Origin of the sequence: Nocardia asteroides, assembly GCF_900637185.1 — a bacterium.
GTDB classification, from domain to species: domain Bacteria; phylum Actinomycetota; class Actinomycetes; order Mycobacteriales; family Mycobacteriaceae; genus Nocardia; species Nocardia asteroides.
The window spans coordinates 2,516,999-2,536,806 of record NZ_LR134352.1; the positions used below are offsets into that span (position 1 = coordinate 2,516,999).

The following is a 19,808-nucleotide window of genomic DNA, read 5'->3' on the forward strand; positions in this document are numbered from 1 at the left end:
CTCAGGCTGGCTCGGCGGTGACGCGCACCAGCAGGCGCGTGCCGCCGAGCGGGCTTCGGGTCAGTGCGGCGGTGCCGCCGTGCAGGGCAGCCTGCTGCCGGACCAGCGCGAGTCCCAGTCCCGAACCCGGTGAGCCGGGTCGTTTGGCGAAGCGGTCGAACGCGGTGGGGGACAGGTGCTCCGGGATCCCGGTGCCGTTGTCGTCGACGGTGATCGCGATGCCGTCCGTGTCGACGGTGGCGGCCACCGCGATCTCGGTGGCCTGCCCGTGCAGCACCGCGTTGGCGACGGCGTTGGTGACGATCAGCAGGATGCCGCCGGGCAGCCCGGTCATCGGCACCGGTTCGCAGGCGGTGAGTGTGATGTCGACGCCGGGCTGGGCGCGCCGTGCGTTCTGGACGGCCCGGTCGAGGGTTTCGCACAGCTCGAACGGTTCGAAGGCGCCCCGATCGGTGAGCTCGCCGACGGCGAGCCGTTCGAGATCGGCCAGCGTGCGCTCGATCTGGCGCTCGGCGGCCAGCACGTCGGCCAGGACGGCGCCGCGGTGCTCGGCGGGCAGGTCGTCACCGGCCAGCACCTGCAGATCGGTGCGCATCGCCGTGAGCGGGGTGCGCAGTTCGTGCGCGCAGACCGCGGCGAAATCGCGGGCGCTCGCCAGCGCCTGCCTGGTCTCGCCGTGCGCGGTCTCGAGCCGGGCCAGCATCCGGGTGATCGCGTCGGAGAGTTCCTCGGCTTCGCGTGCGCCGCGCCCCGACAGCGGAGGCAGCTCGTCGAGGGTGTCGATCTCGTGGGTGGCCGTGGCCAGTCTGCGTAGCGGCCGGGCCGCGAAACCGGCCAGCACCCAACCCAATCCGGCCGCGACGACAATCCCGCCGACGCCGATGCCGAGTCCCATCAGCTGGCTGCGGGTGATGGCGGCGTCGACGAGGTCACGGTCCGGGTTGAGCCGCACCACCAGGCCGGGCGCGCCCTGCACCGGGGCCAGTGCCGGATCGAACGGGGCGCCCAGGATCGGTGGCTCGGTGACGTCGGGCGCGGGCAACGGCTCCGGCGGCGCGATCGGCGTGCGCATCGTCACCCCGTCGGGTCCGCGCACCACCTGCACGTGCATGGTCGACACGGTCTGGTCGAGCTGACGGGTGCCCGCCACCTTCAGCAGCGCCGCGTAGGTGAGCCCGAGCGTGATCGCCACCAGCGCGGCGACCACCCCCGACACCACGGCGACCCGGGTGCGCAGCGACCACGACCCGGTCCTCACGGGCGCTCGCGCAGGACGAATCCGACGCCGCGCACCGTGTGCACGACCCGGGCGACACCGTCGGCTTCCAGCTTGCGGCGCAGGTAGGAGACGAACACGTCGACCACATTGGTGTCGGTGGCGAAGTCGTAGCCCCAGACCGCGGACAGGATCTGCTCGCGGCCCAGCACCACGCCGAGGTGGTCGGCGAGCATGGCCAGCAGCTCGAATTCGCGTTTGGTCAGCTCGACCTGCCTGCCGCCCGCGTGTACCCGATGGCCGGCCAGGTCGATGTCCACCGCGCCGACCCGGACCGTCTTGCCCGGTGGCGCCGCGCTCGCGGCCGCGCTGCGGCGCAGCAGCGCGCGCAATCGCGCGACCAGCTCGCCCAGGTCGAACGGCTTGGTGAGGTAGTCGTCGGCGCCGCGTTCCAGCGCCGCGATCCGGTCGCTGACCGCGCTGCGGGCGCTGAGGACACAGATGGGGATGTCGTTGCCCATCGCCCGCAGGGCGGTGACCACGCCGACGCCGTCGAGTTCGGGCATGTTCACGTCGAGGACCATGGCGTCGGGCGCGGCGGACCGCACCAGGGCGAGCGCGCGGGCGCCGTCACCGGCGGTGACGACGTCGAAGCCGGAGAGCTCGAGGCCGCGTCGCAGGGACGCCAGCACCCTGACCTCGTCGTCGACGACCAAGATCTGCTGTCCGGTCATCCGCTCACCCTAGTGCGATCCATCATCGGCCCCGGTCAGCGTGCGTGCGGCGGACGGATGAGCACGGCGCCGCCGGGCGCGTCCCCGGATTCGATCCGCGTGCAGTCGCCGGGCAGGTCCGCGCCGGGTGCGCCGGGCAGCGTCGGCAGGGGTGCGGTGGGGGCGTCGTCGAAGCGTTCGATGTGGATGCGCGGGCCGGGCGCCCCGTCCGCGAGCGGCGGCAGGCCCGGGGCGCCGGGACCGTCCGGCGCGGTACACAGGATCAGGGTCCGGTCGGGGCCGATCTCCCTGGTCACGGCGGGATCGGCACTGGCGACGCCGGCGACGGTGCCGGTCAGGACGGCGAGGCCGCCGACCACGGCGGCGGCGCGGGCCCGGCGGTGGGCGGTGAATACGGTCATGGCGAAGGTCTCCTCCGGTGGGATCCGCCGGTCGGGGCGACCGGCGAAACCGACGCTAAGCAGCCGATCTTCACGCTCCGTTGAGCAATCGTTAGAGTTCTCTTGGGATCGGGACCCCCCGATTCCGACGGGTCGCCGAAAGCCGTTGTTCGCCATAAGGTGGGGACCAACCGTTCTGGTCGAAACGACAGTTCGGCGTGCCCGGAATAGTGTTGGATGATCTTCACTTCGCCTCGTTCGTGGTGGGGGGCCGACAGTGATGCGAGTGTTGGAGCATTGATGACGCGTGAACTGCCTTTCGACGACGATGCCGCGCGCACGGAGGGTGCCGACACCGCCTACCGCGTCGCCAACGGCGTCGCCCGGGTGGCCAGGGCGGGCGCCTACGTCACCGGTGGTGCGCTCGTCGCCGCGAACGGCTCCGGCGGTGACCCGGTGCCCGGCACCAGCAATGCCGACAGCCGTGCGGCGGGCTGGTCCTCGCAGTACCACTCCGATCCCAGTCCGGACGCGCCGAGCCCGGTCGTGACCTTCCCCGACCTGGCCGAAACGCCCGCCCCGCACCCGGTTCCGCACGCGCCGTTCGGCGCGCACCCGCCCGCGGGCGATCCGGACGTGTCCATGGTCGCGCGCGCCACCGAATCCGACTGGCGCCCACAGATTCCCGGCTCCGACGACAACGACCACAGCCTGCGAATCCCCGGCTCCGACAGCGGCAACGCCAACGGCTTCGGCATCCCCGGTTACACGCCCGCCCCGACCAAGCCCGGCGTCGGCTTCGACGACGACAACCCGTTCGGGCTGCCCGGCGCGGGCAACCCCGCGCTCGGCCTGCCCGGTCATGGCATCGGCATCCCGGGCTTCGACGGCCTGCCGGGCAACGGCATCGGCATCCCCGGCTACGACGGCCTGCCCGGCCACGGCATCGGCATCCCCGGCGCGACCAGCCCGGTGGGCGCGCAGCCCGGCGACAGCCCGTTCGACGGCATCGGCGACATGTTCGACGGCTTCGGCGCGATGGTCGACGCCCAGTGGCAGGTCGACGCGCACGTCGGCCTCGACGGCGTCTGGTTCACCTCGCAGATGAAGGTCAACGCCCAGGTCGGGCAGGTCGGCGACCAGCTCGACGACTACGGCAAGTGGCTCGGCGACGGCCTGAAGGTCCCCGGTGACACCACCGGCGGCGGCGCAGGCGGGTTCACCTCGCCGACCGGCCCCAGCCTGCCCGGTTCGTCGTCCTCGGGCGTCGGTCTGCCCGGCTCGGCCACGGCGCCGTCACCGGTGGCGCCGACGGCCCCCGCACCGGCGCCTGCCGCGCCCATGGCCCAGACGCCCTCACCCGTCGTGCAGGCTCCGGTCGCTCCGGCGCCGGCTCCGGTCGCGCCCGCCGCGCCGGCGCCCGCCGCGGTGAGCCCCGTCGTCAGCACGCCGCTGCAGACCACCATCCAGCCCGACGCCGCCTCCACGCCGATCGCCAACGTCTTCGGCGGGGCGGGCGCCGCGTCGCCGCTGACCGCGCCCGCGGCCGCGGTGCCCGCGCTGTTCGCACCCACCACGCCCACGAAACCCGTTGTGCTGCCGGAGGTCACGGGTGGCCAGCACACCCCGACCACGGTGCCGGTGACGGTGCCGTCGAAGCAGCCCACCGTCGACCTCGACACCCCGACCACGGTGAAACTGCCCACCCTGCCGACCGCCACGGCTCCGACGATGCCGGACACCACCAAGTCGCCGATCACGGTGGCGCCGACCGTCAAGCCGTCCGTCCCGGACGACACGGTCACCACGCCCGGCACCGGGACCGGCACCACCGGTGGCGTGAGCACGCCGTCGACCGCGCCGACCCAGCCCACCGTCGACCTGCCCGAGCCCACCGGCTCGCAGCCGACCGCCACGGTCCCCACCCAGCAGCCCACCGCCACGGTGCCGACCCACCAGCCGACCGCGCCGACCAAGCAGCCGACGGTCGACATCGATCCGCCGACGATGGTCACCCCGCCGCCGGTGGTCACCGTGCAGCCCACCCAGGCCCCGGTGAAGCCGCCGGTCATCGACACCAAGCCGATCGCCGCCGACTTCGGGCACACCGACGGCGGCTACCATGGCGTGTCGGCCGGGCTGTTCGATCCGGGAATGGGCGGCGCCGATCTGACGGCCGCCGTGTTTCCGCACGAGCCCGTTGGGTACGACTTCGTCTGACATGACGACGTCGGGCGCAGGCATCTCGGCCGGGTTCATGCAACGAGAGTGAGGAACAGGTTGTCAGCCGCAGCCGGACTGCAGGCCGCGACCGTGAAGCATCCGGATGTGATGGCTCCGGTCGTTTCCCTGGTCGACGAACTGCGGGAACTGGTCCGCACCGGCGGTCGTGACGACCTCGACGCCCGGCTCGGAATGGTGCGTGCCAGGCTCAGCGATCCGCGGGTACGGCTCGTCGTCGTCGGCGAACCGCAGGCCGGGATGAGCACGCTGGTCAACAGCATGGTCGGTACCCCGGTCAGTGCCACCGACGGCAAGCCGAGCGTCCCGGTGATCGTCGAATACGGTCAGGCGCCGGCCGCGACCCTGGTGAAGTCGGCGCCGCGCGGCCGGGTCGAACGCGTGTCGGTCGACCCGCTGAACCCCGGTCCCGCGCTCACCGCGCTGGGGGTGCTGCGCGCCGAGTTCGCCGAGCCGAGCCCGCTGCTGGCCGACGGCCTGGTCGTGATGGACGCTCCCGGCTCGGCCACCCACGAGAGCGCGGCCTGGTCGATGATCGCCGCCGCCGACGTGGTCCTCTACGCCACCGACGCCGCCGCCGAACTCACCGAGGCCCAGCTGGACTACCTGCGCCGGGTCGAGCAGGTGTGCCCGTCGGTGGTGTGCGTGCTCACCAAGATTGACCGCAACCCGCACTGGTCGCTCACCCAGCGCCGCAACCGCACGCTGCTCGACGGGGCGGGCCTGAACTTCGCGGTGGCCCCGGTCTCGGCGCTGATGCACCGGCAGGCCGTGGACTCGGGCGATCAGCAGCGCGACATCGAGTCGGGCGTACCGCAGCTCATCGATCATCTGCACGATTACGTTGTCGCCCAAGCCGACTCCGTCGCGGTGACGGCGGCTTCGCGCGACATCGCGCTGGTCGTCGACCAGCTGGCCCTGACCCTGCGCGCCGAGGCCGACGCCCTGCGCGACCCGCGCAGCCGCGCCGAGATCACCCAGCGGCTGGCCGCGGCCAGGACCGAGGCCGACCTGCTGCGCCAGCGCACCGCCACCTGGCAGGTCACCCTCGTCGACGGCAGCTCCGAACTGAGCGCCGACATCGAACACGACCTGCGGCACCGGCTGCGCACCCTGGTCCGCGAGGCCGAGGCCGAGATCTCGCGCACCGATCCGGCGCGCAAGTGGAACGAATTCGCCACCGAACTCGACGCCCGGATCTGCGAGGCCGTCGAGGAGAACTTCGTGATGGCGCACTACCGCGCCGTGGAACTGGCCGAACAGGTCGCCACCAAGTTCCCGCCGGACAACCGCACGCCGCCGCTGCCCGAACTGCGCCTGACCAACCCGGGCGACGTGCTCGAGCCGGTGCAGTCGCTGGAGTCGCTGGAGAGCGCCAAATCCAGTGTGGGACAGCAGGCGCTCTCGGCGCTGCGCGGCTCCTACGGCGGCATCCTGATGGTGGGTCTGGCCACCAGCCTGCTCGGGATGTCGCTGGTGAACTGGTACTCAGCGGGCGCGGGCGTGCTACTCGGCGTGAACGCGCTGTGGGACGACCGGCGAAACCGCAAGCAGCGCAGGCAGGCCGAGGCCAAGGTGGCCGTCGCCCGGCTCGCCGACGACGTGATCTTCCAGGTGGGCAAGGAATCCCGCAACCGGCTGCGCACTCTGCAGCGAGTGCTGCGCGACCACTACACCGAGATCGCCGCCGAGGTGGGCCGCACCGCCGACGAGGCGCTGCGCGCCGCGGAGGAGACCGGCCTGCGCTACGGCGACCACCGCGAACTGCGGATCACCGAGATCGACGCGGGCCTGCGCACGCTGGCCGGGCTCCGGGAACGCGCCGAACGACTCGCGTACTGAGACGGGTCAATTCGGCCGGTTCGACGGCGAGTGCGCCGGCTGGAACTGACCGGCCAGGCGGGAGTCCTCGGCCCTGATCACATGGGTCACCGCGTTGATCAGCGCCAGGTGGGTGAACGCCTGCGGGTAGTTGCCCAGGTGCCTGCCGGTGTGCGGGTCGATCTCCTCGGCGTAGAGCCGCAGCGGGCTGGACATGCCGAGCAGCCGCTCGCACAGCTGGGTGGCGCGCTCGAGTTCGCCGATCTCCACCAGCGCCGAGACCAGCCAGAACGAGCAGATGGTGAAGGTGCCCTCCTCGCCGGACAGGCCGTCGTCGGTGGTGTCGGTGTCGTAGCGCAGCACCAGTCCGTGCACGGTGAGCCGATCGGCGATGGCCAGCACGGTGGCCTTCACCCGGTGGTCCTCCGGCGGCAGGAAGCGGGTGAGCACCACCAGCAGCAGTGAGGCGTCGAGGGTGGTGCCGCCGTAGGTCTGGGTGAACACCCCTTCCTCGTCGACGCCGTGGGCGAGCACGTCCTCGCGGATCTCCTCGGCGATCTCGAACCATTCGGCCGCCCGCTCGCGCTGGCCGTGCAGCAGGGCCAGCCGGGCGCCGCGGTCGAGCGCCACCCAGCACATCACCTTCGACGAGGTGAACTGCTGCGGTTCGCCGCGCACCTCCCAGATGCCCCGGTCGGGCTCGCGCCAGCGCGAGATCGCGGCCTGCACGGTGCGCTGCAGCATCGGCCACAGCGATTCCGGCACCTGCTGACGGGATTTCACGTGCAGGTACACCGCGTCGAGCATGGTGCCCCAGATGTCGTGTTGATCCTGGTTGTAGGCGGCGTTGCCGATCCGGACCGGGCGCGAGTCGTCGTAGCCCGACAGCTCGGGCAGGAGCTCCTCGGTGATCTGGCGCTCCCCGCCGATCCCGTAGAGCACCTGCAGCGGCAGCGCGTCGCCGTTCTCGCCGGTGGTGGCGTCGTTGAGGAAGTTGAAGAAGTCGTCGGCCTCGCGATCGAGACCGAGGGTGTACAGGCCCCACAGCGCGAAACTGGAGTCGCGGACCCAGGTGTAGCGGTAGTCCCAGTTGCGTTCCCCGCCCGGGGTTTCCGGCAGCGAGGTGGTGGCGGCGGCCAGCAGCGCGCCGGTGGGCGCGTAGGTCAGGCCCTTGAGCGTGAGGGCGCTGCGCTGCAGATAGCTGCGCCACGGGTGGTCGGGGAAGTCGCCGAGGGTGATCCAGCGGCGCCAGCATTCGGCCGTGGTCCACATCCGGGCGGCCGCCTCGTCGAAGGTGGCGGGTGCGGGCAGGTCCGACCAGGACAGCGCGACGAACACCGCATCGCCTTCGCTCATCCGGGTACGCGCCCGCGCCTCCCTGCCCTCCAGACCCAGCCGCAGATCGGTGGTGAGCACCAGGGCCGGGCCCGCGTCCGGGTCGTTCACGGAGACGGCGGTGGCCTCCTCGTAGACCTTGCCGGTGTACTCCCAGCGCGACCCGCCCCGGTGGTAGTCGAAGGAGGGCTGGCAGCTCATCTCCAATTCGACCGTGCCGCTGACACACTTGACCGTCCGCAGCAGCATGTGCTCGGCATCCCAGTCCATCGGAGTGCGGCGGTGGGTCTTGGACCTGGCCGTGTTGTTGTGCCAGGGGCCGAGCACGAGCGCGTCGCGCACGATCAGCCAGCCGGTCTCGGTCTGCCAGGTGGTCTCGATGATCATGCCGCCGGGCAGATACCGGCGCGCCGCGGGCACATGCTTGCCGTACGGGCCGATCCGGAAGTGACCCGCACTGCGGTCCAGGATGGCGCCGAACACACTGGGGGAGTCGGGCCGGGGGACACACAGCCACTCGACCGAGCCGCTGCTGGCGATCAGGCAGCTGGTCTCGCAGTCGGACAGGAACGCGTAGTCGTCGATCGGCGGGAAGGCGCCACGGCGGCCACTGGAGGAGACGGGACTCAGAATCGGCAGGTTGTCGGCGCTGGACTCCATACCCCATCATCGGGGCGATACCGGCTCCGCGTCCACCGCGACAGCGTCGCGATCGGCCGATTCCGCCGGTCAGGGCGACGGAATTCGTGCGTTCGCGGCGACCGACTAGTCTGGTCGACGTGGAACGCATCGCGGGTTGGTGGGACGGCTTCGAACTCTGGGTGGCGGGGTTGCCCTTCATCCCGCAGTTCCTCGTCGTGCTGATCGGCATGGTCCCGATCAGCTTCGCCATCGCCTTCCTGCTCGATCGCACCCTGCGGGTGATCTTCCGCCTGCTCGGGCGCACCGACCGGATCGAGCCCGCGCCGGCCGGCGCCACGGCGGTGCCGGTCACCGCCGCCGCGCCGGAACGTCCGACCGTCGGCAGCGGTGCCCGCTGATGCCACGTTCCCGCGTTCAGCTCGCCCTGATTGCCCTGCTGGTGCTCGTCGTGGTGGCCTGGTTCTTCACCCGCTGACCTAGTTGCGGCGCCAGTCGTCGAACCGCTTGCCGAGGTCGGCGACGGTCTTGCCGACCTCTTGGCCCACGGTGTTCACCGCCGAACCCACGTCGCGGCCCAGATCGCGCACGGTGCGGATCAGCAGGTCCTCGGACTGGTCGAAGGTCTCGCGGTAGCTGCGCGCCGCCTCCTTGACCTCCTCGCCGATGCGGGCGTTGCGGTCCTGGTCGCGGCGCGGGTAGGCGCCGCCGAGTACCCGGTCGTAGTCGCCGGACTGGATCCAGCGGCGCAGTTCCGCGGCCCGCAGCACCGAGAACGGGTGGCTCTGCAACTCCAGGTTGAGCAGCTTGAGCACGCCGTCGCGCAGGTCGCCCGAGCGCAGGTAGTCGTCGGCCTGGTCGAGGAACGCGCCGTGGTTCATCTCGTGCAACCAGGCGCCACCGGCGGTCTTCATGTGCACGCGCACCGAGGCCTCCACGTCCTGGCAGCACAGCAGGCCCGCCCGGTCACCCGACAGTTCCGACTTGCGGCTCCACTCCATCAGCGCGGCCACGATCGCGCGCACCGCCCAGCCGCCCACCGGCATCCAGCCGACCGAGGCCGACAGCCGCAGCAGGTGCATCAGCATCGTGCGGTACACCGCGTGCCCGGACAGCGCGTGCCCGAGCTCGTGCCCGACCACGAAGCGCAGCTCCTCGGTGTCCATCAGTTCGAGCAGGCCGGTGGTGAGCACGATGAACGGCCGGTCCATGCCGATGGTGAAGGCGTTCACCGACGGGTCCTGCAGGACGTACATCTCCGGCGTGGTCGGCGCGTCGAGCACGTCGACGCAGTCGGCCCGCAGCTGGTGCAGGGTGCGGAACTGGCGATCGTCGACCCGCACGGCGGTGGCGAGGTACATCAGCCGGTGCTGACGTTCCCGCAGCAGGCTCGACAGTGCCCGCAGCACCGTGTCGAAACCGCTCAGCGAGCGCAGCGCCACCAGGGCGGTGCGGTCGGCCGGATGCTCCCAGGCGCGCGTGCTGATTTCCGGCAAACGCACACGGACGCGGTCGGGTGCCATGGTCATAGGATGAAATCCCCCCTCGGTGTGGAACTCTCGTCGATTCGAATCATCATGTCGCAATCTGCTACAGTCTGCCTGTGTCGTCGAGTGTCGCCCCGCAGATCCGCCATGAACTGGCGTTGATCGCTGTCGGCAACCTCGCGGTCGCGGACATCCTCTGTCGATGATCGGCCACCGGACTCCTCTGCGCGTTCTTGCCCAGTAGACTGGCGCGCGCTTTCCTTTCGCAGTCGTAGTCCGTACTCCGGGGGCCAGCAGGCCCGAGTCGCGCCAACTGTCGTGCCGTTCGTCCACGACAGGTCTACCGATCGACCAGAGCGTTCCTGCCGCCAACGAAAGACGTTGTGCCGCAGGCCCTTCCGAAAGGTTCACCCCGATGTCTCGCAACACCTGGATCGGCTCGCGCCGTCGCGCCGCCGCTGTCGCTCTCACTGCCGTCGCCGCGGTCGCGCTGACCGCCTGCGGCGGTGGCGCCAGCGACTCGACCGACGGCGACACCGGGGCCGACGGCAGCGGGGGCTCGCTCAACCTCTACGCCTACGCCGTGCCGAAGCCGGGCTTCGACAAGGTCGTGCCCGAGTTCAACAAGACCGAGGCGGGCAAGGGCGTCCAGATCCAGGCCTCCTACGGCGCCTCCGGCGACCAGTCGCGCAAGGTCAAGGACGGCGCCGAGGCCGACGTCGTCAACTTCTCCGTCGAGCCCGACATCACCCGCCTGGTCGACGCCGGCCTGGTGGATTCCACCTGGAACGCCGACGCGAGCAAGGGCATCCCGTTCGGCTCGGTCGTCACCCTGGTCGTCCGCAAGGGCAACCCCAAGGGCATCAAGGACTGGGACGATCTGATCAAGCCCGGTGTCGAGGTCGTCACCCCGAACCCGTTCAGCTCGGGCTCGGCCAAGTGGAACCTGCTCGCGCCCTACGCCGCCAAGAGCGACGGCGGCAAGAACCAGCAGGCCGGCCTGGACTACCTGACCCAGCTGATCTCGCCCGAGCACGTCAAGGTGCAGCCGAAGTCGGGCCGCGAAGCCACCGAGACCTTCCTGCAGGGCACCGGTGACGTGCTGCTGAGCTACGAGAACGAGGCCATCTTCTCCGAGCGCAACGGCGACCCGATCGAGCACATCAACCCGCCGACCACCTTCAAGATCGAGAACCCGGTCGCGGTGCTGAAGAACTCCAAGAACCTGCCCAAGGCCACCGCCTTCCGCGACTTCCTGTTCACCCCCGAGGGCCAGAAGGCCTGGGCGCAGGCCGGCTTCCGCCCGGTGGACCCGAAGGTCGCCGCCGAGTTCGCCGCGGACTTCCCGACCCCGGCCAAGCTGTGGACCATCGACGACCTCGGTGGCTGGAAGGCCGTCGACAAGGACCTGTTCGCGCAGGGCACCGGCAAGGTCGCCGTCATCTACGACCAGGCCACCAAGTAGGGCGTGACCCAGCACACACGCGATACTGGACAACTGTGACTGACAGCAGTGGGCACGCCGGGACCGGGGAAACCCCCGATCCCGGCGTTGCCGTGAAACTGGAGAAATCTGCGCCCGCGCGTCGCCGCCGCTGGGAGTGGCTGCGCGTGACCGGTTCGGTCGGCCCGGTCGGCATCGGCATCGCCGTGCTGTGGCTGAGCGTCATCGTGCTGCTGCCGCTGGCCGCGCTCACCGTCAGCTCGTTCGAGGACGGGTGGTCGGGCTTCTGGGACGCGGTCACCGCGCCCGCGGCCCTGGACTCGCTGCGTATCACGGTCGGCGTCTCGGTGGTCGTGGCCCTGCTCAATGTGGTGATGGGCACGCTCATCGCCTGGGTGCTGGTGCGCGACGAGTTCCCCGGCAAGGGGATCGTCAACGCGCTGATCGATCTGCCGTTCGCGCTGCCGACGATCGTCGCCTCGATCGTGCTGCTCTCGCTGTACGGCCCGAACAGCCCGATCGACATCCACCTCAACGCCACCCAGCCCGGTCTGGTGGTGGCACTGGCGTTCGTGACGCTGCCGTTCGTGGTGCGCTCGGTACAGCCGGTGCTGATCGAGGTCGACAAGGAAGTGGAGCAGGCCGCGCTCTCGCTGGGCGCGAGCAACTGGATCACCTTCCGCCGGATCGTGCTGCCCACGCTGGCGCCCGCGATCATCTCCGGCGGCGGCCTGGCCTTCGCCAGGGCGATCGGTGAGTACGGCTCGGTCGTGCTGATCGGCGGCAACATCCCGCGCGAGACGCAGATGACCTCGCAGTACATCCAGCAGCAGATCGAGGTCGACCGGCCGGTCAACGCGGCCGCGGTGTCGGTGGCGCTACTGGCCATCTCCTTCGCCAGCCTGCTCGTCCTGCGGCTGCTCGCCGAGCGCACCGCGCGCAAGGAAGAGGCCTCCCGATGAAGCTGTCCCTGTTCACCCGGCTCTCGCTGCGCACAGTGGCCCTCGGCTATCTGCTCGTGCTGCTGGTGCTGCCGCTGGTGATCATCCTGTGGCGCACCTTCGAGCGCGGGATCGGCGCGTTCCTGGACTCGATCACCACCCCGGCGGCGATCTCGGCGTTCCAGCTGTCGATGCTCATCGTGGCCATCGTGGTCCCGCTGAACGTGGTGTTCGGCGTGGTGACGGCGCTGGCGCTGGTGCGCAGCAAGTTCCCCGGGCGCAGTCTCGTGCAGGGCATCGTCGACCTGCCGTTCGCGGTGTCGCCGGTGGTCGTCGGTGTGTCGCTGATCCTGCTGTGGGGTGCGGGCGGCTGGTTCGGCGGTCTGGAGTCGGCCGGGTTCAAGGTGATCTTCAGCCTGCCCGGCATGGTGATCGCCACCATCTTCGTCACGCTGCCGTTCGTGGTGCGCGAGGTGGAGCCGGTGCTGCACGAGATCGGCGACGACCAGGAGCAGGCTGCGGCCACCCTCGGCGCGTCGCGCTGGCAGACCTTCTGGCGGATCACCCTGCCCGCCATCCGCTGGGGCCTGACCTACGGCGTGGTGCTCACCGTGGCCCGCGCGCTCGGCGAATTCGGCGCGGTGATCATGGTCTCGACCGCGCTGCCCGGCAAGTCGCAGACGCTGACCCTGCTGGTGCACGGCCGCTATATCAACGACCACAACACTTTCGGCGCCTACAGCGCGGCCACGCTGCTGATGGCTATGGCGCTGGTCGTACTTCTCCTGATGACTCTCCTCGAACGCAAGCGGGGCTCCGAATGATCACCGTGACCAACGCGCGCAAGAACTACGGTTCCTTCGCCGCTCTCGACGATGTCAGCATCGACATCACTTCCGGCGAGCTCACCGCGCTGCTCGGCCCGTCCGGTTCGGGCAAGTCGACGCTGCTGCGCTCGATCGCGGGCCTGGAGTCGCTGGACTCGGGCATCGTGCGGATCGCGGGCAACGACGTGACCCACGTGGCGCCGCAGAAGCGCGACATCGGGTTCGTGTTCCAGCACTACGCCGCGTTCAAGCACATGACCGTGCGCGACAACGTCGCCTTCGGCCTGACCATCCGCAAGCGGCCCAAGAAGGAGATCGACAAGCGCGTCGACGAGCTGCTCGGCATCGTCGGCCTCGACGGCTTCCAGCATCGCTACCCGGCGCAGCTGTCGGGCGGTCAGCGCCAGCGCATGGCGCTGGCCCGCGCGCTGGCCGTCGACCCGCAGGTGCTGCTGCTCGACGAGCCGTTCGGCGCGCTCGACGCCAAGGTCCGCACCGACCTGCGGCAGTGGCTGCGCAGGCTGCACGAGGAGGTCCACGTGACCACCGTGCTGGTGACCCACGACCAGGAGGAGGCGCTCGACGTCGCCGACCGGATCGCGGTGATGAACAAGGGCCGGATCGAGCAGGTCGGTTCTCCCGAGGACGTCTACGACCGGCCCGCCAACGAGTTCGTGATGTCGTTCCTCGGCGCGGTGGCCCGGCTCAACGGCCACCTGGTGCGCCCGCACGACATCCGGATCGGCCGCGATCCGAGCATGGCGATGGCCGAGCACGAGGGCACCGCGGAGTCCGCGGGCGTCACCAGGGCCACCGTGGAGCGGATCGTGCGGCTCGGCTTCGAGGTGCGGCTGGAGCTGCGCAACGCCGCCACCGGGGATCAGTTCGCCGCGCAGGTCACCCGCGGTGACGCGGCCGCGCTGCACCTGAGCGAGGGCGAGACCGTCTACGCCCGCGCCACCCGGATCCCGGACCTGCCGTCGAGCTGAGACCGGCGACCCCTGTCGCCCCGGCGCCCGCGGTGAGACGATGAGTGCGATGTGGCCTCGGTCATATCGCACCGGGCGGGACCGGGCAGCGCGGGGGCGCGCTCAGGTCGCGTCGACCGTGGTCGGGACCTGGACAGGCGCTCTGGGGCGGTAACGCCCCGACCGGAGGAAGACATCATGTCGACCGGGGTGTTCGATGTCGGCGCGCTGCGGCGTGCCGTCGCGGCGCAGGTGATCGGGCCGGGCGAGCCCGGCTACGACGAGGCCCGCGCGGTATGGAACGGCGCGATAGATCGCAGGCCGTCGGCGGTCGTCCGTCCCGCGGACACCGCCGAGGTGGCCGAGGCGGTCGCCGCGATCCGGGCGAGCGGCGCGGATCTGACCGTGCGCGGCGGCGGCCACAACTACGCCGGGCACGCCGTCGCCGACGGCGCGGTGCTGCTCGACCTGGGCAGGCTCGATCAGGTGCTGGTCGACCCGCTGCGGCAGCGCGCCCGCTGTGGCGGCGGCGCGACCTGGGCCGAACTCGACGGGATGGCCGGTGCCCAGGGGCTGGCCGTCACCGGGGGATTCATCAGCGACACCGGCATCGGCGGGCTCACCCTCGGCGGTGGTTTCGGCTGGTTGACCCCGCTGTTCGGGATGTCGTGCGACAACCTCGTCGAGGCCGAGGTGGTGACCGCCGAGGGGCACGTGGTCGCCGCGTCGGCCCAGGAGAACCCCGACCTCTTCTGGGCGCTGCGCGGTGGCGGCGGCAATTTCGGGATCGTCACCGGGTTCGAGTTCGTGCTGCACGCGTTCGGGCCGATGGTGCAGGTGGCGCTGCTGTGGTGGCCGCCGGAGGAGGCGGTGGCCGCGCTGGTCGAGGGTCAGGCCGTCCTGATGGACCTGCCCGCCCGGCACTGCGGCACGATCAACGCGATCAGCGGGCCGCCCGCGCCCTTCGTGCCGCGGCACTGGCAGGGCAAGCCCGGATTCGTGGTCGGCATCGCGGGCGACGGCTCGGCATTCGACCTGGCCGACGCGGTGGCCCCGCTGCGCGCGCTCACCCCCACGCCGGCCTGGGAGCTGGTCGCCGAGATGCCCTATCCCGCGCTGCAGCAGCTGTTCGACGGCACCGCGCCGTGGGGCCTGTGGTCCTACGAGAAGTCGCTGTACCTGGACCGGATCGACGCCGCGGTCGCGGAGGTGATGGTCGAGCAGTATCCGCGCTCGCGCGCGCCGCTGTCGGTGATGCCGACATTGCCGCTGTGCGGGCACTACAGCAGGCTCGCCGACGCTGACACCGCGTTCGGCGGGTCCCGCGCGCCCGGCCTGATCGTCAATATCTCCACCTCCAGCCCGGATCCGGCGACGTTCGCCGCGGAGCGGCAGTGGGTGCGCGAGTTCTGGGACGAACTGCGCCCGTTCGCCCGCGACGACCGCACCTACGTCAACTTCCTCGGCGACGGGAACACCGCGCAGGTCGCGGCGACCTACGGCGCCAAATACGACCGGCTGCGCGCGGTCAAGGGGCGGTGGGACCCCACCAACGTCTTCCGGCACAACGCCAACATCTCGCCCGCCCTGCCCTGAGCGGGCGCGGGTTGCCGAGCGGTTCGCTGGGCGGGCGCGGCGCGGATGCTCGGTCGAGGCCGCGCAGGATAGCCGGTACCGGCGGTCCACCGGCCGGAACGGCACACCCGGCGCGAAGAATTTTCCCGAACCCGCCGCGCGCGCCCGCCGACTGTGCATGACGCAGTGTCACAGGTAGAGCCATTTTTACTGGTGAGTAGCTTTTCGTCCTGGCATTTCGGCGCGCCGAACACCGCAAATCGAGACGTCGACAGAGTTGACGTGACCTCTCGTAGGTGTAACTATTGGAAACAGTAAACGTCCCTTGAGGAGAGGCAGTGACGACGATGTCTGCGCCCACCACCCCTGACGTCGATCCTGTAGTCGCGGAGGCTCAGGCGTACGCCGAGAAGTTGCTGATGCTGTCCGAGGCATCGGTCGACCGTCACTTCGACCCGTTCGAGGACATCGACTGGGACAACCCCGAGTTCGACCCGAACCACAAGCCCGAGCGCTGGGTCCTGGTCACCTCGGCCGACCCGATCGGTCGCCACCCCTGGTACCAGGCGCTGCCGCTGGACAAGAAGATCGAGATCGGCAAGGTCCGCCAGGCCAATGTCGCCAAGGTCGGCCTGCAGTTCGAGGCCATCCTGATCATCGGCATGATGCAGCACATCTTCAACCTGAAGAACAACGACCCGGAGTTCCGGTACTGCTCGCACGAGATGATCGAAGAGCACAACCACACTCTGATGTTCCAGGAGATGGTCAACCGCGTCGCCGACGTGCCGGGCATGAACCCGCTCGTGCGTCAGCTGCGTCACCTGGCCGCCCCGGTCGGCGCGCTGATGCCGAACCTGTTCTTCATGGCCGTGCTGGCCGGCGAAGAGCCGATCGACCACATCCAGAAGGACATCCTGCGCTCGGGTGACGACATCCACCCGATCATGCGCGGCGTGATGGCGATCCACGTGGCCGAGGAAGCTCGCCACATCTCCTTCGCCCACGAGTTCCTGAAGAAGAACGTGCCCGCGCAGCGGCCGTTCAACAAGTTCGTGCTGTCGATCGCGATGCCCACGATCATGTTCATTCTCGGCCGCGCCATCGCGACGCCGCCGAAGACCTTCTTCAAGCAGTTCGACATGCCCGCCGACGTCCGCAAGGAGCTGTTCTACGGCGCCAAGGAGTCCAAGCAGGTCTTCGCCGACTACTTCATCGACGTGCGCGCGCTCGCCGAGGAGGTCGGTCTGATGAACCCGGTCGCCAAGCGGGTGTGGAAGCTGCTCGGCATCGACGGTCCGTCCAGCCGCTACCGGTCGGAGCCCAAGCGCTCCGCCAAGCACGCAGCCTGAGACGATAGCCAGATGCCATACGTCGTTACCCAGTCATGCTGTAGTGACGCCTCGTGTGTCTACGCATGCCCGGTGAACTGCATTCATCCGACCCCGGATGAGCCGGACTTCCTCACCGCGGAAATGCTGTATGTCGATCCGTCGGCCTGCGTGGACTGTGGCGCCTGCGCCACCGCCTGCCCGGTCGACGCGATCACCTCGTCGAAGAAGCTGACCGACGAGCAGAAGCCGTTCATCGAGATCAACGCCGACTTCTACCGCATCCAGCGGGACCGGCCGACGTTGGCCCGTCCGGTGATGCCGCCCGCGATCGACACCCAGCGTTCGCCGCTGCGGGTCGCCATCGTGGGGTCGGGTCCGTCGGCGATGTACGCCGCCGACGAACTGCTGACCCAGCCCGGGGTCTCGGTGACCATGTTCGACCGGTTGCCGCAGGCCTACGGTCTGGCCCGGCTCGGCGTCGCGCCCGACCACAAGCGCACCCGCCAGGTCGCCGAGCTGTTCGACGTGATGTCGAAGCAGCAGGATTTCGGCACCTACCTGGACGTGGAGATCGGCAAGCACATCAGCCAGGCCGAGCTGCTCGAGCACTTCCACGGTGTGGTGTACGCCGTGGGCGCGTCCTCGGATCGCAAGCTCGACATTCCGGGCGAGGGTCTGCCGGGCAATGTCTCGGCCACCGACTTCGTCGCCTGGTACAACGGTCATCCCGACCACGCCGACGACCAGTTCGACCTGAACCAGAAGCGCGTCGTGATCGTGGGCAACGGCAACGTCGCCCTCGACGTGGCCCGCATCCTGACCGTCGATCCGGCCACGCTCGCCAACACCGACATCGCGCCCTACGCGTTGCGGGCGTTGCGGCAGAGCAAGATCGAAGAGGTCGTGATCCTGGGCCGTCGTGGCCCGGCCGAGTCGGCGTTCACCGTCCCCGAGTTCGTCGGCCTGCTGGCCGCCGACATCGACATCGCGATCGAGGGCGAGCTGCCCGAGGTCACCCCGGATCTGCCGTTCAAGGTCGAGCAGAAGCTGCGGCTGCTGCACAGTGTCGCGAACCGGCCCTTCGGCGAGCGCAAGCGGATCGTGTTCCGCTACCTGTCCTCGCCGGTGGAGATCCTGGGCACCGACGCGGTGACCGGGGTGCGGGTCGAGCGCAACGAGCTGGTCACCGGCGCCGACGGTCGCACCAGCGCGGTGCCGACCGGCGACACCGAGCTGCTCGAGGCGGGCGTCGTGCTCACCTCGGTCGGCTACCGCGGTGTGCCGAGCAAGGATCTGCCGTTCGACGACGCGCGCGGCGTGATCCCCAACGACCGGGGCCGGGTGCTGTCCGCGCCGGGTGGCGATGTCGTCACCGGCACGTACGTGACCGGCTGGATCAAGCGTGGCCCGACCGGCTTCATCGGCACGAACAAGTCGTGCGCGCAGGAGACCGTGCAGCAGCTGGCCGAGGACTTCAACACCGGCAAGCTGCGCGCGCCGGTCCGCGACGCGGTGGAGTTCGACCGCCTGGTCCGTGCCCGCCGTCCGCAGGCTCGCGCCGGCGGCGCCGCGGCACCGGCCGCGACCGGCCCGATCAAGCGCCTGCTCGCGCGGGGCTGACGCAGCGACACCCGAAGGCCCGCCCGCCGACATCGATTCGGCGGGCGGGCCTTCGGCGTTTCACTGCGCGGTGAAGCCGCCGTCCACGGCCACCGCCGACCCGGTGACGAACGAGGCCTCGGAGCTGAGCAGGAACGCGCACAGCGCGGCGATCTCGGCCGGCTGCGCGATCCGCCCGAGCGGGTGCAGGGCCGCGATCGCCGCCTCGCCCTCCGGCGTCGCCCCCATCGAGGTGCGGAAGGCCGGGGTGTCGACGGCCCCCGACACCAGCGCGTTGACCCGCACGCCCGCGGCGGCCGTCTCCAGCGCCACCGACCTGGTCAGACCGACGACGCCGTGTTTGGCGGCCACATACGGTGCGACCGAGGCCATTCCGACGACACCGAGATTGGAGGCGTTGTTCAGGATCGCGCCGCCGCCGGAGGCGATGATCGCGGGTACCTGATGCCGCAGGCCGTGGAACACGCCGGTGAGGTTCAGGTCGAGCTCGGCGCGCCACGCGTCGTCGGCGATCTCGGCGACCGGACCGAAGGCCGACACCGCGCCCGCGTTGTTGAACGCCGCGTCCAGCCTGCCGTACTCGGTGAGCGCGGCCTGGGTGAGCCGTGCGACATCGGCGTCGACGGTGACGTCGGTCGGTACGAACAGCGCACGCCCACCCGCGGACCTGATCTCGTCGGCGACCTGCTCGCCCTGATCCTTGCCGCGCGAACCGAGCACCACGGCCGCGCCTTCGGCCGCGACCCGCACCGCGACGGCCCGGCCGATCCCGGAACCAGCGCCGGTGATGAGCACAACCTGGTCGGCGAATCGAGTGGACATGTGAATTCCCTTCTCTCCCTGTATCTTCGGAGCGCGCCTCGGTGTCGCTCCGGCATTCAGTCAACCGTCGGAAACCGACGGGTGCTGGCGGGTATCGGCCGTAGCATTGACGCGTCATAGTTTTCGGCGTGTACTTCGCTATGTGGTCCCGCATTTCGGCGTCGATCGAAATCGGACAAGCGGCAAAAGAATTGGTTACCGGGCGGTAGGTGCGCTATTTGGCGGCCATAACAAACCGTAAGAATGTATTCCGCAGGCGCGTAAGTCGATTACTCGCTAGTAGCTGGATCTCGGAGTCTGTCAGCCGATTTGGCGACATCCAGGGGACTGGACGCCTGACCTTTCACCCGTTCACCTGCGAAAACCCCCTAACAAGGGCCAAAGGTCACGTGTTTCGTATCAATCAGGCAGCAATTCGGCTTTG

At 70.1% G+C, this 19,808-nt stretch carries 17 protein-coding genes; 11 read left to right on the plus strand and 6 right to left on the minus strand.

The window, feature by feature from the left end:
- Window position 1: 1 nt before the first annotated feature.
- Genes EL493_RS11780 through EL493_RS11790 form a run of 3 tightly spaced genes read right to left on the minus strand, consistent with a single transcriptional unit; the run spans window position 2 to window position 2,351 of the window.
- Window positions 2-1,258: a HAMP domain-containing sensor histidine kinase gene (locus EL493_RS11780; RefSeq protein ID WP_019045822.1), complete on the minus strand. Its 1,257-nt coding sequence runs from the start codon at window positions 1,256-1,258 to the stop codon at window positions 2-4.
- Window positions 1,255-1,950 (minus strand): response regulator transcription factor, encoded by a 696-nt coding sequence (locus EL493_RS11785; RefSeq protein ID WP_019045823.1) that lies wholly within the window; start codon window positions 1,948-1,950, stop codon window positions 1,255-1,257. Before EL493_RS11785 ends, EL493_RS11780 begins: the two co-directional genes overlap by 4 nt.
- 35 nt (window positions 1,951-1,985) lie before the next feature.
- Window positions 1,986-2,351 carry a hypothetical protein gene (locus EL493_RS11790; protein WP_019045824.1) on the minus strand — a complete coding sequence of 122 codons (366 nt, stop codon included), beginning with the start codon at window positions 2,349-2,351 and terminating at the stop codon, window positions 1,986-1,988.
- Window positions 2,352-2,630: 279 nt separating this feature from the next.
- On the opposite strand from EL493_RS11790, the gene EL493_RS11795 reads away from it, so the two are divergent.
- Window positions 2,631-4,550, plus strand: coding sequence for a hypothetical protein (locus EL493_RS11795; protein ID WP_022567196.1), 1,920 nt, complete (start codon window positions 2,631-2,633; stop codon window positions 4,548-4,550).
- 60 nt (window positions 4,551-4,610) lie between these two features.
- Entirely contained in the window at window positions 4,611-6,413 is a 1,803-nt protein-coding gene (locus EL493_RS11800; RefSeq protein WP_022567197.1) for a P-loop NTPase family protein, read from the plus strand.
- 6 nt (window positions 6,414-6,419) lie between these two features.
- On the opposite strand, the gene EL493_RS11805 is transcribed toward EL493_RS11800, so the two are convergent.
- Window positions 6,420-8,387, minus strand: a complete 1,968-nt coding sequence (locus tag EL493_RS11805) for a glycoside hydrolase family 15 protein (protein WP_019045826.1) — start codon at window positions 8,385-8,387, stop codon at window positions 6,420-6,422.
- 119 nt (window positions 8,388-8,506) lie between these two features.
- On the opposite strand from EL493_RS11805, the gene EL493_RS11810 reads away from it, so the two are divergent.
- Window positions 8,507-8,767 (plus strand): hypothetical protein, encoded by a 261-nt coding sequence (locus EL493_RS11810; protein WP_019045827.1) that lies wholly within the window; start codon window positions 8,507-8,509, stop codon window positions 8,765-8,767.
- Between the two features lie 78 nt (window positions 8,768-8,845).
- Here EL493_RS11810 and EL493_RS11815 read toward each other — a convergent pair whose 3' ends face one another.
- Window positions 8,846-9,895 carry a M48 family metallopeptidase gene (locus tag EL493_RS11815; protein ID WP_019045828.1) on the minus strand — a complete coding sequence of 350 codons (1,050 nt, stop codon included), beginning with the start codon at window positions 9,893-9,895 and terminating at the stop codon, window positions 8,846-8,848.
- Window positions 9,896-9,969: 74 nt separating this feature from the next.
- Between EL493_RS11815 and EL493_RS33730 the strand changes: the two genes are divergently transcribed.
- From EL493_RS33730 to EL493_RS11850, 8 genes are all read left to right on the plus strand, one after another.
- Window positions 9,970-10,059, plus strand: a complete 90-nt coding sequence (locus EL493_RS33730) for an Ms4533A family Cys-rich leader peptide (protein ID WP_019045829.1) — start codon at window positions 9,970-9,972, stop codon at window positions 10,057-10,059.
- 209 nt (window positions 10,060-10,268) lie between these two features.
- On the plus strand, window positions 10,269-11,318 hold the full coding sequence (locus EL493_RS11820; protein ID WP_019045830.1) for a sulfate ABC transporter substrate-binding protein: 1,050 nt from the start codon (window positions 10,269-10,271) through the stop codon (window positions 11,316-11,318).
- Between the two features lie 92 nt (window positions 11,319-11,410).
- The gene (gene cysT, locus EL493_RS11825) at window positions 11,411-12,259 is read left to right on the plus strand and encodes a sulfate ABC transporter permease subunit CysT (RefSeq protein ID WP_019045831.1); all 849 of its coding nucleotides are present in this window, start codon (window positions 11,411-11,413) and stop codon (window positions 12,257-12,259) included.
- Complete coding sequence (cysW, locus tag EL493_RS11830; RefSeq protein ID WP_019045832.1) at window positions 12,256-13,062, plus strand: sulfate ABC transporter permease subunit CysW; 807 nt, start codon at window positions 12,256-12,258, stop codon at window positions 13,060-13,062. Before cysT ends, cysW begins: the two co-directional genes overlap by 4 nt.
- Window positions 13,059-14,054 carry a sulfate/molybdate ABC transporter ATP-binding protein gene (locus EL493_RS11835; RefSeq protein WP_019045833.1) on the plus strand — a complete coding sequence of 332 codons (996 nt, stop codon included), beginning with the start codon at window positions 13,059-13,061 and terminating at the stop codon, window positions 14,052-14,054. Before cysW ends, EL493_RS11835 begins: the two co-directional genes overlap by 4 nt.
- Before the next feature lie 177 nt (window positions 14,055-14,231).
- Window positions 14,232-15,629, plus strand: coding sequence for an FAD-binding oxidoreductase (locus tag EL493_RS11840; RefSeq protein WP_019045834.1), 1,398 nt, complete (start codon window positions 14,232-14,234; stop codon window positions 15,627-15,629).
- Between the two features lie 317 nt (window positions 15,630-15,946).
- Window positions 15,947-16,960 (plus strand): AurF N-oxygenase family protein, encoded by a 1,014-nt coding sequence (locus EL493_RS11845; protein WP_378771846.1) that lies wholly within the window; start codon window positions 15,947-15,949, stop codon window positions 16,958-16,960.
- A gap of 12 nt (window positions 16,961-16,972) precedes the next feature.
- On the plus strand, window positions 16,973-18,562 hold the full coding sequence (locus EL493_RS11850) for an FAD-dependent oxidoreductase (RefSeq protein WP_030202613.1): 1,590 nt from the start codon (window positions 16,973-16,975) through the stop codon (window positions 18,560-18,562).
- A 60-nt stretch (window positions 18,563-18,622) separates the two neighbouring features.
- Here the strand turns inward: EL493_RS11850 and EL493_RS11855 are convergent, their stop codons facing one another.
- A complete protein-coding gene (locus tag EL493_RS11855) occupies window positions 18,623-19,384 on the minus strand; it encodes an SDR family NAD(P)-dependent oxidoreductase (RefSeq protein WP_019045837.1) in 762 nt (253 codons plus the stop codon).
- Window positions 19,385-19,808: the final 424 nt, after the last annotated feature.